The 12,512-nt window shown below is 72.6% G+C and carries 11 protein-coding genes; 9 read left to right on the forward strand and 2 right to left on the reverse strand.

The window, feature by feature from the left end; translation table 11 throughout:
• Positions 1-24: 24 nt before the first annotated feature.
• The 4 genes from AC3CCI_RS14050 to AC3CCI_RS14065 are packed head-to-tail and all read left to right on the forward strand — an operon-like array spanning position 25 to position 3,216.
• Complete coding sequence (locus tag AC3CCI_RS14050) at positions 25-861, forward strand: ABC transporter ATP-binding protein (protein WP_354595169.1); 837 nt, start codon at positions 25-27, stop codon at positions 859-861.
• The gene (locus AC3CCI_RS14055; RefSeq protein WP_488627563.1) at positions 858-1,547 is read left to right on the forward strand and encodes an ABC transporter permease; all 690 of its coding nucleotides are present in this window, start codon (positions 858-860) and stop codon (positions 1,545-1,547) included. Before AC3CCI_RS14050 ends, AC3CCI_RS14055 begins: the two co-directional genes overlap by 4 nt.
• Positions 1,544-2,284: an ABC transporter permease gene (locus AC3CCI_RS14060; RefSeq protein WP_488627564.1), complete on the forward strand. Its 741-nt coding sequence runs from the start codon at positions 1,544-1,546 to the stop codon at positions 2,282-2,284. Before AC3CCI_RS14055 ends, AC3CCI_RS14060 begins: the two co-directional genes overlap by 4 nt.
• Positions 2,281-3,216 carry an ABC transporter substrate-binding protein gene (locus AC3CCI_RS14065; protein ID WP_354595166.1) on the forward strand — a complete coding sequence of 312 codons (936 nt, stop codon included), beginning with the start codon at positions 2,281-2,283 and terminating at the stop codon, positions 3,214-3,216. The genes AC3CCI_RS14060 and AC3CCI_RS14065 overlap by 4 nt, the downstream gene beginning before the upstream one ends.
• Positions 3,217-3,334: 118 nt before the next feature.
• Here AC3CCI_RS14065 and AC3CCI_RS14070 read toward each other — a convergent pair whose 3' ends face one another.
• Positions 3,335-4,003: a DedA family protein gene (locus tag AC3CCI_RS14070; RefSeq protein ID WP_354595165.1), complete on the reverse strand. Its 669-nt coding sequence runs from the start codon at positions 4,001-4,003 to the stop codon at positions 3,335-3,337.
• A 143-nt stretch (positions 4,004-4,146) separates the two neighbouring features.
• Between AC3CCI_RS14070 and AC3CCI_RS14075 the strand changes: the two genes are divergently transcribed.
• The 4 genes from AC3CCI_RS14075 to cydC are packed head-to-tail and all read left to right on the forward strand — an operon-like array spanning position 4,147 to position 10,078.
• On the forward strand, positions 4,147-5,559 hold the full coding sequence (locus AC3CCI_RS14075) for a cytochrome ubiquinol oxidase subunit I (RefSeq protein ID WP_488627565.1): 1,413 nt from the start codon (positions 4,147-4,149) through the stop codon (positions 5,557-5,559).
• Between the two features lie 43 nt (positions 5,560-5,602).
• Complete coding sequence (cydB, locus tag AC3CCI_RS14080; RefSeq protein ID WP_488627566.1) at positions 5,603-6,604, forward strand: cytochrome d ubiquinol oxidase subunit II; 1,002 nt, start codon at positions 5,603-5,605, stop codon at positions 6,602-6,604.
• 10 nt (positions 6,605-6,614) lie between these two features.
• Complete coding sequence (gene cydD / locus AC3CCI_RS14085) at positions 6,615-8,261, forward strand: thiol reductant ABC exporter subunit CydD (protein ID WP_488627567.1); 1,647 nt, start codon at positions 6,615-6,617, stop codon at positions 8,259-8,261.
• Positions 8,258-10,078 (forward strand): thiol reductant ABC exporter subunit CydC, encoded by a 1,821-nt coding sequence (cydC, locus tag AC3CCI_RS14090; protein WP_488627568.1) that lies wholly within the window; start codon positions 8,258-8,260, stop codon positions 10,076-10,078. Before cydD ends, cydC begins: the two co-directional genes overlap by 4 nt.
• Before the next feature lie 24 nt (positions 10,079-10,102).
• On the opposite strand, the gene AC3CCI_RS14095 is transcribed toward cydC, so the two are convergent.
• Positions 10,103-10,960 carry an aminotransferase class IV gene (locus tag AC3CCI_RS14095; RefSeq protein WP_488627569.1) on the reverse strand — a complete coding sequence of 286 codons (858 nt, stop codon included), beginning with the start codon at positions 10,958-10,960 and terminating at the stop codon, positions 10,103-10,105.
• A gap of 46 nt (positions 10,961-11,006) precedes the next feature.
• Here AC3CCI_RS14095 and AC3CCI_RS14100 point away from each other — a divergent pair, with 46 nt between their 5' ends.
• Positions 11,007-12,431, forward strand: a complete 1,425-nt coding sequence (locus AC3CCI_RS14100; protein WP_488627570.1) for an anthranilate synthase component I family protein — start codon at positions 11,007-11,009, stop codon at positions 12,429-12,431.
• The last annotated feature ends 81 nt before the right edge of the window (positions 12,432-12,512 follow it).

Raw genomic sequence — 12,512 nt, forward strand, 5'->3', positions numbered from 1 at the left:
CTGCCCACGAGGAATGAGCCACCCATGATCGAGTTCCGTTCCGTGACGAAGCAGTACCCCGACGGCACCCTGGCGGTCGACGACTTCAGCCTCGTGATCCCCTCCCGCAAGACCACGGTCTTCGTCGGCTCGAGTGGTTGCGGCAAGACGACGATCCTCCGCATGATCAACCGCATGGTCGATCCGACCTCCGGCGTCATCGAGATCGACGGCAAGTCGATCGGCGACCTCGAGCCGGTGGCGCTCCGCCGCAGCATCGGCTACGTCATGCAGAACTCCGGTCTGCTGCCGCACCGCAAGGTCGTCGACAACATCGCCACCGTGCCCGTCCTCACGGGCACCTCGAAGCGGGCGGCGCGCGACCGGGCCCTCGAGCTGATGGACACCGTCGGGCTCGACCGCGGCCTCGCCCAGCGCTACCCGAGCCAGCTGTCGGGCGGGCAGCAGCAGCGCGTCGGCGTCGCCCGCGGACTCGCGGTCGACCCCAACATCCTGCTCATGGACGAGCCGTTCGGCGCCGTCGACCCGCTCGTCCGCTCCGACCTGCAGCAAGAGCTCATCCGCCTGCAGCGCGAGCTCGACAAGACGGTCGTGTTCGTCACGCACGACATCGACGAGGCCTTCTACCTCGGCGACCAGGTGGTCATCCTCGAGAAGGGCGGTCACATCGCCCAGCAGGGCAGCCCGGCCGAGATCCTCTCGGCGCCGGCGACCGACTTCGTGGCCGAGTTCGTCGGGGCCAACCGCGGCAAGCGCGCGCTCCACGTCGAGCAGACCCCGACCGGGCAGGTGGTCGTCGACGGCGACGGACGCACCGCCGGGGTGCTGACCGAGCCGGTCCGAGGTGGGCGGGCGTCGTGAACTGGATCGTGTCGAACAGCGACTACGTCCTCGACAAGACGATCGTGCACCTCGGCCTCAGCGTGCCCCCGGTCGTCCTGGCGTTCGTCATCTCGCTGCCGATCGGGTGGGCGGCCAACCGGTACGCGCGGCTGCGTGGCGTCGTCCTGGCGGTCGCCGGACTCTTCTACGCCGTGCCCTCGTTCGCCCTGCTCGTCGTGCTGCCCGGTCTCATCGGCTACAGCATCCGCAGCAACACGAACCTCATCATCGGCCTCACCCTGTACGGCGTCGCCCTCATGGTCCGGTCGGTCGCGGACGGCCTCCAGTCGGTCGAGGCCGACGTGCGCCAGTCCGCCACGGCCATCGGCTACTCGGGATGGCAGCGGTTCTGGCGCGTCGAGATCCCGTTGGCCGGCCCGGTCCTGCTCGCCGGCCTCCGCGTCGTCCTGGTCAGCACCATCAGCCTGGCCACCGTCGGCGGCATCCTCGGCATCAACGGGCTCGGACTGCTCTTCAACGACGGGCTGCAGCGCGACATCATGGCCGAGATCGTGGCCGGCATCGTCCTCACCATCGTCATGGCGCTGGTCCTCGACGGTCTGCTGGTCCTGCTCGGTCGAGCCCTCATGCCCTGGACGAGGGGTCAGGCCCCGACCAGGGCGAACACGCCCACCTGGGCCCGGCAGAAGGTCGTGGCGCCGTGAACCTCTTCCTCGACGCCTTCGCCTGGTTGGGCGACCCCGCGCACCTCTCGGGAGTCGACGGGGTCCCCACCCGGTTGGGCGAACACCTCTGGTACACGATCGTCGCCGTGGTCATCGCCTCGGTCCTCGCCATCCCGGCGGGCTACCTCATCGGACACACGGGTCGTGGCCGGACCCTCGCCGTCGCCCTGACCGGTGGTGCACGGGCCCTGCCCACCGTCGGGCTGGTGTTCCTGCTGGCGCTGCTCGTCGGCATCGGCATCACGGCGCCGATGATCGCCTTCGTCGTCCTGGCCATCCCCTCGGTGCTGGCCGGCGCCTACTCGGGCTTCGAGGCCGTCGACCGCAAGACCGTCGACGCGGCCAGGGCCGTGGGCATGACCGAGTGGCAGATCGTCACCAAGGTCGAGGTGCCCCTCGGGCTGCCGCTCCTCATCGGCGGCATCCGCTCGGCCACGTTGCAGGTCGTGGCGACGGCGACCATCGCCACCGTCGTCGGTGCCGGCGGCCTGGGCACCTACATCTTCCGTGGCCTGCGGTCGAACGACTACACCCAGATGCTGGCGGGTTCGATCGTCGTGATAGCCCTCGCCGTCGTCCTCGAGGTGGTCTTCTCGATCGTCCAGCGCCTGGTCGTCCCCGCCGGGGTCACGGCCGGTCGCCCCTCCGACACCCGCTCCAAGGCCGTCCGGCCCGGGGCGGTCACGGCAACACCCCTCACGAAAGGCACACAGTGATCACAGCGAACAAGAAGGGCCGGCTCACCGTTCTCGGTGCAGTCGCGATCGGGGCCATGGTGGCCCTGGCAGGGTGCGCGTCGAGCGACCCGCTGAGCTCGGGCGACTCGTCCGCGTCGAGCGACGGCGACACGCTCGTCATCGGCTCGCAGCAGTACTACTCGAACGAGATCATCGCCGAGCTGTACGCCCAGGCCCTCGAGGCCAAGGGCTACACGGTCGACCGTCAGTACCAGATCGGTCAGCGAGAGGTCTACCTGCCCGAGCTCGAGTCGGGCAAGATCGACGTCTTCCCCGAGTACACGGGCAACCTGTTGCAGTACTACGACAAAGAAGAGACCGCGAAGTCGCCCGAAGAGGTCGAGGCCGCCCTGGCCGAGGCCCTGCCCGACGGCCTGACGGCGCTCAAGGCCGCCGAGGCGTCCGACCAGGACAGCTACAACGTGACGAAGCAGTTCTCCGAGGACAACGACATCACGAGCCTCGCGGACCTCAAGGACTACTCCGGCACGCTGGCCCTCGGCGCTCCGCCCGAGAACGCCGAACGCCCCTACGGCCCTCCCGGCCTGAAGAGCGTCTACGGCGTCGACGTGACCTCGACCCCGATCGACGACGGCGGTGGCCCGCTGACGGTCAAGGCCCTCACCGACGGCAGCGTCCAGTTGGCCGACATCTACACGGCCAGCCCGCTGATCGCCGAGAACGACCTCGTCACCCTCGACGACCCCGAGAACATGATCCTGCCGCAGAACGTGGTCCCGATCGTGTCCGACAAGGTCGACTCCGACGCGCAGGACGTCATCGACAGCGTCGACGCGGTCCTGAGCCCCTCCGACCTGCAGCAGCTCAACTCGAAGAGCCAGACCGACAAGGAGTCCTCGGCCACCATCGCCAAGGACTACCTGACCGAGAAGGGCCTGCTCGACCAGTAGGCAGACCCCTCTGAGAGCCCCGTTCCGTCCGCGGAGCGGGGCTCTTTCGTCGTCCGGGTCCGCCGTCGCGGCCCGACGGGCGCACCGGGCGGGCGGCCGGGGTCCGAGGAGGCGCGGGTCAGGGGGTCTCGTCGCCCGCGTCCCCGTCGGGGTGCGCCATGTGCCGCTCCTCGCGCCGGTGGAGGAGCTTCTTGACGACGACCACCACGAGGGCGAACGCCACGATGATGCCGACGAAGACGTACCCGGCCTGGTGCAGTCGATCCGCGAGCTCGCGGTAGCTGCCCGCGGCCGCGGCCCCGACCGACACGTAGGCGAGCGCCCACAGGATGCACGCGGGCGTCGTCCACGCGACGAACGTCCGGTACCGCATGGGGCTCGTCCCGACGGTCAGCGGGATCAACGAGTGCAGCACCGGCAGGAACCTCGAGACGAAGACGGCGATGCCGCCCCGTCGGGCGAGGTAGTTCTCGGCGCGGACCCAGTTCGCCTCGCCGATGCGGCGGCCGAGGAAGCTCGCCCTGATGCGGGGCCCGAAGAAGCGACCGAGGGCGAAGCCGACGCTCTCACCCACCAGGGCGCCGAGCACGAGGGCGACCACGAGCGCCCCGAACTCGACCGGGGACGCCACCGCCGTCGCCGAGACGATGGCGACCGTGTCGCCCGGGACGACCAGGCCGAGCAGGACCGACGTCTCGAGCACCATGGCGACGCCCGCGAGCACCGTCCTCAGCACGGGGTCGACGGACTGCACGAGGTCGAGCAGGGTCGTCAGCAGGTCGTTCACCCGCCCGAGCCTATTCACAGTGAGTGCACGGCGCCCGGGGGTCCAAAACGACAGGTGTCGATTATCTACGGACCTATGCTCGTCTCGTCCCGACGGTGCGACGCACGACCACCACCACCACCCGAGGGAGAAGGCGCATCCCGATGAACGAGCTGCTCGACCCGCTGCTGTTGTCCCGCTGGCAGTTCGGCCTCACCACGATCTACCACTTCCTCTTCGTGCCGCTCACGATCGGCATGGCCTTCACCGTGGCCGTCTTCCAGACGGCGTGGGTGCGCACCGGCCGCATCCACCATCTCCAGCTCACCCAGTTCTTCGGCAAGATCTTCCTGATCAACTTCGCGATGGGCGTCGTGACGGGCATCGTCCAGGAGTTCCAGTTCGGCATGAACTGGTCCGACTACTCGCGGTTCGTCGGCGACGTCTTCGGCGCCCCCCTCGCGCTCGAGGGCCTGCTCGCGTTCTTCCTGGAGGCCACCTTCATCGGCATCTGGATCTTCGGCTGGGACAAGGTGCCGCAGAAGCTGCACCTCGCGAGCATCTGGGGTGCGACGGTCGGCAGCATCCTCTCGGCGTACTTCATCATCGCCGCGAACGCCTTCATGCAGAACCCGGTCGGCTACGACATCAACGAGGAGAGGGGGCGGGCCGAGCTCACCAGCATCTGGGAGGTCCTGACCAACAAGGTGGCCCTCGCGGCCTTCCCGCACACGATCTTCGCCTGCTTCATGGTGTCGGCCGCGGTCATCGTCGCGGTCGCCGCCTGGCACCTCTCACGGAACCAGCACCTCGAGACCATGCGCCCGGCCCTGCGCTTCGGCCTCTGGACGATGGTCGTCGCCGGCGGGCTGACCTTCCTGACGGGCGACCAGCTCGGTCTCGCCATGGTCGAGACCCAGCCCATGAAGATGGCCGCCGCCGAGGCGCTCTACAAGACGAGCACCGGGGCCGACGCCTCGTTCTCGATCTTCACCCTGGGGACGCCCGACGGGGTGCACGAGCTCTTCAGCATCCGGGTGCCCTACCTGTTGTCGTTCCTGTCGACGCACACCTTCGACGGCACGGTCGAGGGGATCGACGACCTGCAGGCGCAGTACGTGCAGCTCTACGGCCCGGGCGACTACACGCCCATGATCTGGGTGACCTACTGGTCCTTCCGCTGGATGATGGGCCTCGGCATGGTCAGCGTCCTCGTCTCGGTCGTCGGCCTCTGGATCACGCGGGGCGGTCGACTCCCGCAGAACCGGTGGGCCTGGCGCGCGGCGGTCTACAGCTACCCGATGCCGCTGCTCGCGATGATCGTCGGGTGGGTCTTCACCGAGATGGGTCGACAGCCCTGGCTCGTCTTCGGGCTGCTCAAGACCGAGGACGGCGTCTCGCCCGGGGTGACCGGCCTGACGGTGCTCATCTCGCTCGTCGCCTTCACCCTGGTCTACGGCACGCTCGCCGTCGTCGAGTTCAAGCTCATCGTGAAGGCCGCCCGGAAGGGACCGGCGGACGCCCCCGAGCCCGATCCCGCGTCGGGCGAGATCCGCCACGAGGCGACGGTCTACTGATGCCCATGACCCCCACCGGACCCTCGCGAGAAAGGCACTGACCATGGACCTCCCCACCCTCTGGTTCGTCGTCCTCGGCTTCTTCTTCGTCGGCTACTTCGTGCTCGACGGCTTCGACTTCGGCGTCGGCATGTCGCTGCCCTTCCTCGGGCGCGACGACACCGACCGGCGTGTGCTGATCAACACGATCGGCCCGGTCTGGGACCTCAACGAGACCTGGGTCATCGTCGCGGGCGCGTTCCTGTTCGCCGCCTTCCCCGAGTGGTACGCCACGCTGTTCAGCGGCTTCTACCTGCTGATGCTGGTCATCCTGCTGGCCCTGATCGCCCGCGGGGTCTCGTTCGAGTACCGCCACCAGCGCCCCGAGGCCTCGTGGAAGCGCCGCTTCGACCTGATGATCGTGGTCGGTTCGGCCGTGCCGGCGTTCGTCTGGGGCCTCGTCTTCGCCAACGTGGTCCAGGGCGTCCCCCTGGACGCGGGGCACGACTACACCGGGACGGTGCTCGACCTGCTCAACCCCTACGCCCTGCTGGGCGGCCTCACGACCCTGCTGCTCTTCTTCACGCACGGCGTGGTGTTCGTGACGCTCAAGACGGAGGGCGAGATCCGCGAGCGCGCCCGCCGTCTGGCCGTCCGTGCGGGGGTCGTCACGATCGTCGTCGCCGCGGGCTTCCTCGCCCTGACCTCGCTGATGCACGGCACCCTCGCGTCGACGGTGCTCTCGGCCGTGGCGGCCGTCAGCCTGATCGCGTCGTTCGTCGCGAACCTCCGGGGTCGCGAGGGCCGGTCCTTCGGCCTCATGGCCGTGACGATCGCGCTGGCGGTGGCCAGCCTGTTCGCCGCGCTCTTCCCCGCCGTGATGCCCGCCAGCAACGACCCGGCGAACAGCCTGACGATCGCGAACGCGTCCAGCTCCACGTACACCCTGACGATCATGAGCTGGGTCGCCCTCGTCTTCGTCCCGCTGATCCTGGGCTACCAGGGCTTCACGTACTGGATCTTCCGCAGACGGATCAGCCGTGCGGCGATCCCGGCCGCGCACTGAGCCGGCCTCCGTGAAGCCGCTCGACCCGCGCCTCCTGCGCCACGCCTCCGCCGCCCGGGTGTTCCTCGGGCTGGGCGCCCTGCTGGGCGTCGCCCAGACCGCCTCGATCGTGGCCGTGGCCTGGTTCACGACGTCGGCCGTGGTGCAGGTCGTCGACGGACGGGCCGCCCAGGGGCTCGCGACCACCCTGCTCGGGCTCGGCGTCTCGGTGGCGGCGCGGTCGCTCGTGGCCTGGGCGCTCGAGGTGACGGCCGCGCGGGCCGCGGCGCAGGTCAAGAGCCAGCTGCGGGCCCGGGTCGTCGCCGCGGTCGCGGACCGCGGCCGGGCCTGGGTCGACCGGCACTCGTCGGCACGGGTGGCCACCCTCGTCGGCCCCGGGCTCGACGCGCTCGACGAGTACTTCGCCCGGTACCTGCCGCAGCTGGTGCTGACCGTCCTGGCGACTCCGCTGATCATCGCCGTCATGGCCTCGCGCGACTGGTTGTCCGCCGTGATCGTGGTGCTGACGCTGCCGCTCATCCCGGTGTTCATGGTGCTGATCGGGTGGACCACCCGGGCCGCCCAGGCCCGCCAGTGGGAGCGACTGACCCGTCTCGCCTCGTCGTTCGCCGACGCCGTGGCGGGCGTGTCGACCCTCAAGGCCTTCGGCCGCGAGCGTCGACAGGTCGAGCGCATCGGTCGCCTCACCGACGACCTCCGGGTCGAGACGGTCACGGTCCTGCGCGTGTCGTTCCTCAGCGGTTTCGTGCTCGAGCTCGCGGCGTCGCTGTCGGTCGCCCTCGTCGCCGTGTCGATCGGCATCCGGCTCGTCGAGGGGGCGATGGGGCTGACCGCGGGACTGTTCGTCCTGCTGCTCACCCCGGAGGCCTACCTGCCCCTGCGCCGGGTCGGAGAGAACTACCATGCCGCCGCCGACGGGGTCGCCGCGGCCGAGGAGGTCTTCGAGCTGCTCGACGACGAGCACGGCGTCGCGGGTGCGACGCCCGCCGGTCCGACGGTCGAGATCGAGCGCCGCTCCGTCGGCGCCCCGGCGGACGCCCTCGTCGTCGACCGGCTGAACGTGGACCGAGGAGGCGCGGTGCGGCTGCCCGAGACCTCGTTCGTCGCCGAGACCGGTCGCGTCACCGCCGTCGTCGGCCCGAGCGGTGCCGGCAAGTCCACCCTGCTCGACGCGGTGCTCGGGCTCGAACCGTGCGAGGGGCGGGTCGTCTGGCGGTCGTCGGGCCGGGCTCCCGCCCGGTCCGAGATCTCGTGGTCGGGGCAGTCGCCCCGGCTCTCGTCCGGCACGGTGGCCTCGAACGTCGCCCTCGGCGAGGGGGGCGAACCCGACACGGCGGCCGTGGTCCGTGCCCTCGAGCTGGCGGGTGCGGCCGGGCTCGACCCGGCGCTCGTGCTCGGCGCCGGGGGCGAGGGGCTGTCCGGGGGACAGGCGCAGCGGGTGTCGGTCGCCCGGGCCCTGTACCGTCTCGACCGGGTGGGGTCGCGCCTCCTGCTGGTCGACGAGCCGTCGTCGGCCCTCGACCGCATCACCGAGGCGCGCGTCGTCGCGGGCCTGCGGCGCATCGCGGCGACGGGCGTCGCCGTGGTGGTCGTCACGCACCGCCGGGCCGTCAGCGACGCGGCCGACCTCGTCGTGACGATCGGAGGCGCCTCGTGACGCGCTCGCTGCTCCGCACCGCCCAGCCCGGTCCGCGACGGGCGGCACCCGGCATCGTCGCCGGATCGCTGAGCGCCCTGTCGGCGGTCGCCCTGCTCGCCGCGTCGGCGTACCTGATCACGCGGGCCGCCGAGCAGCCGCCCATCCTCTACCTCTCGCTGGCCGTCGTCGGCGTCCGCGCCTTCGCCCTGACCCGGGCGGCGTTCCGCTACGTCGAACGCCTCGCGAGCCACGACGCGGCCTTCCGGCAGCTGGCGGTCGTCCGCACCGAGCTCTACCGGCGGCTCGTCCGCGTGGCGCCGGCCGGCCTCGGGCGCTCGGACCGCGGCGACCTCCTGGCGCGCGTCGTGGGCGACGTCGACGCCCTGCAGGACCTCCCGCTGCGGGTCGTGCAACCGCTCGTGGTGTCGGGCCTCACCTCGGTCGTCGCCGTCGTCGGCGTCGCCCTCGTCTCACCCGCGGCGGCGGCCGTCCTGGCCGGCGCGCTGGTCGTCGCCCTCGTCGTCGGGTGCGTCGCGGCCGACCGGCTCGCCCGACGGAACGAGCGCACCCTCGCGGCTCGGCGCGGGGCGCTCTCGACGGCCGTGGTCGACCTCGTGCAGAACCTCGACGTCCTCGTGGCGTTCGAGGCGGTCGAGGCCCAGCTCGGCCGGGTCGCGACGCTCGACGCCGACCTGCGCCGCGCCTCCTCGCGTCGAGCCCTCACCGCCGGCGTCGTCGCCGCGGTCCTGTCGGCGCTCTCGGGCGCCGCGGTGCTCGCCACCGTGCCGGTCGTGGCCCCTGCCGTGGCCTCGGGCGACCTCTCGGGGCCGGCTTTCGCGCTGGTCGTGCTCGTGCCGCTCGCCGTGTTCGAGGTCGTCGGGGCCGTGCCGACGGCCGTGCTCGCCTGGCGACGGGTGCGGGCGAGCGGCGAGCGCGTGGACTCGGCCGTGCCGGACGAGGTGCCGGTCGGCGTCGTGGACGACGGAGCCGTCGGCCCGGGGGACGTCGACGCCGTCGCCCGGGGGCGCGTCGGAGCCGACGCCGACACGGCGGAGGTGGGCCCCGCACCCGGTGGGTCGTCGTCCGCGACCTCCGCGGCGACGACGCGGGCGACGCCACCGCCGGCACTGCGCCTCCGTGACGTCTCGGCGACCTGGCCCGGGGCCGCGGGGCCGGCCCTCCGCGGCGTCGACCTCGACGTTGCGGTGGGCGACCGGATGGTCGTCGAGGGTCCGAGCGGGGCCGGCAAGACCACGCTCGCGTCGGTCCTCGCGCGCTTCGTCGAACACACCGGTCGCTACGAGGTCGGGGGAGTCGACACCGCGACGCTGCGACCGGCGGCCGTCCGGGCGACGGTGGGTCTCATCGAACAGGCGCCCCACCTCTTCGACGAGTCGCTGCGACAGAACCTGCTCTTCGCCCGCGACACCGCCACCGACGACGAGTTGCTCGGCGTGCTCGACCGCGTCGGGCTCGGACGCTGGGCCGCCGGGCGCGGCGGTCTCGACGCCCCGGTGGGTGAGCGTGGCGCCCTCGTCTCGGGTGGTCAGGCCCAGCGCATCTCGCTGGCCCGTGCCCTGCTGCGGGGCTTCCCGGTGCTCGTGCTCGACGAGCCCACGGCCGGCCTCGACCCCGAGACCGCCGGTCGGCTCGTGCGCGACGTCCTCACGACGGCACGCGACGACGGCGCCACGGTCGTCGTGATCTCGCACGTCGAGGTGCCCGCCGACCTGGTGACGCGTCGCGTCCGGGTCGAGGCGGGTCGGCTGCGCGAGATCGAGGCGTCGTCGTCCGTCGACTCCGACGGCGGACCCGAGCCGTGGGTCCGCGGCTGACCCCCGCTCCGGTCGGCGCCGCGGTCAGGCGTCGATCGGCCGACGGAGCCGGTCGAGCCGGCCGCGCCAGAGCCCGAGGCGACCGGGCTCCTCGGCGGGTGACGGCCCCCCGACCCAGCCGGTGACGATGCGCGGGCCGTGCAGCGCACCGAGGCTCCACACCTCGAAGCCGTCGAGCTCGTCGGGGCGGGTGCGGTCGTGCAGCACGTCGACGCCCAGGACGGCGGCGAGGGTCGTCAGGGTGCGGAGCGTCACGCCCGGCAGGCGCGGCAGGTCGTCGGCAGGCAGGCAGAGGGCGTCGCCGCGCCACCAGACGATCGAGCTCCAGGCGCCTTCGACGACGTGACCCTCGGGCGAGAGCAGCACGGCTTCGTCGGCTCCGCGCGCGCGGGCGTCCGCGACGAGCGCACCCAGCGCCGCGAGGTCGGGCCCCTTGACCGTGGGCCGCGTCCGAGGGTCGTGGTCCGCCGTCGCGAGGACGACCGAGCGGCGACGCGGGGGAGCGGGCCGGAGGCGCAGCTGCAGCCGCGCGCCGCCGCCCCCACCGGGCCGCCCGTCCGGGCGGTCGACCGCGACGAGCTCGACGCGGGGGAACCACGCGCCCGTCCGGGGAAGGGCCGCGACGGCGGCCGCCCAGAACGCCGCCGGTTCGCCGGCGTCGGGGCCGGTCGTGACGTCCGGGCGCGCCAGCGCCTCGGCCACCGAGCCGGTGAACCGGTCGCGGTGCACGTCGAGGGCGAGCACCCGCCCGTCGTCGACGAGCCACGAGTCGGCGACGAGGAGGCGCGGGTCGGCTTCGTCGTCCCGCCCGCCCTCGGACGGACGCAGCTCGCCGCCCTGCCAGACGTGCAGCACCGCGCCGCCCGGCGCCCCCGCGCTCATCGCTCCACACTCATCGGGTCGCCGTTCCGCTCATAGGATCGAGGGTATGCGCCCCGCGGTCGTCCGATCCTCCCTGCCGTGGCGCGACCCCGAGTCCGTGGTGCGGCACCTGGCCGCGACCGACGACGTCGTGTGGCGGGACGCGGGTCTCGACGCCTCGCGGGGGCGCTCGATCGTCGGCTGGGGCCGCCCCGCGACGGGCGACGTGCGCGACGGGGGCGCCGACCGGCTCTGGCAGGCGGTGCGCGACGACCTCGCCGACGTCGAACCAGGCAGCGACCCGCTCGGCTGGGCCGGTTGGCTCGGCTACGGCTTCGGCTGCCGGTTGATCGACCGGGACGCCACCGCGGGGCACCGGCCGGCGGCCACGTCCGCGACCACGGCCGCCGAGGGGGACGCCCCCGACGTCGCCCTGCTCGACGTCGACCGTGCCCTCGTGTTCGACCACGCCGCTCGCTCGGTCGAGGCCGTGGCGCGCGCGGGCGACCCGTGGCCCGGCCGGGTCGCCGAGACCTGGGGCGACGTGCCCGTCGAGCCGCCGGTGCCCGGGCCGACCCGCGCCTCCTCCGGCGGGTCGGACACCCCGACGGCCCGCTGGCGGCACCGGCCGGGCGAGTACCTCGACCTGATCGACCGCTGTCGCCGGGCCATCACGGCGGGCGAGGCCTACCAGCTCTGCCTGACCACGGCGGTCGACGTCGCGGGCGGGGTCGACGCCCTCGAGGCCTTCGCGCACCTCCGTCGTTCGTCGCCGGCGCCGCACGCGTCGTTCGTGCGGATCGGCGACGTGTCGGTCGTGGGGGCGTCGCCCGAGGCGTTCGTCGAGGTGTCGACCGACGGCGTCGTCTCGTCGTCGCCGATCAAGGGCACGCGACGACGCGGCTCGGGGGCCGACGACGCCTCGCTCGCCCGCGAGCTGCTCGAGAGCGAGAAGGAGCGCGCCGAGAACGTCATGATCGTCGACCTCGTGCGCAACGACCTGGCCCGCGTGGCCCGTCTCGGCTCGGTCGAGGTCACCGAACTGCTCGCGGTGCACTCGTACGAGCACGTCCACCAGTTGGTCAGCACCGTCAGGGCGCGACTCGCACCCGGACGCACGGCGACCGACGTGGTCGAGGCGGCGTTCCCGGCGGGGTCGATGACCGGGGCGCCCAAGCGCCGCGCCGTCGAGCTGCTGGCCGGGTTCGAGGGGGCGCCCCGGGGCGTCTACTCGGGCGCGACGGGGTGGCTCGGGCGCGACGGGTCGGCGCACCTGGCGATGGTCATCCGGTCGATCGAGGTGCACCGGGCCCTGGCCGCCGCCCCGGGGCGCCCCGCGCGACCGGCCGGGGCTCGCGTCGGCGTGGGCGGCGGCATCACGATCTCGTCGGTGCCGGCCGACGAACGCGACGAGGTCGAGCTGAAGGCCGCGGCCCTGCTCGCCGTCCTCGGCGTCCGCGCGGCCGACGGGGGGCCGGTGCGCATGTCGTGACGTGGCGCGGCGTTCGGTAGCCTTGTCGCGGATCGCTGCGCTCAGCGCACGTCGTCGTGCCCAGGCACGGGCGGTCCGCCC

It is taken from the genome of Frigoribacterium sp. CF331 (assembly GCF_057787905.1).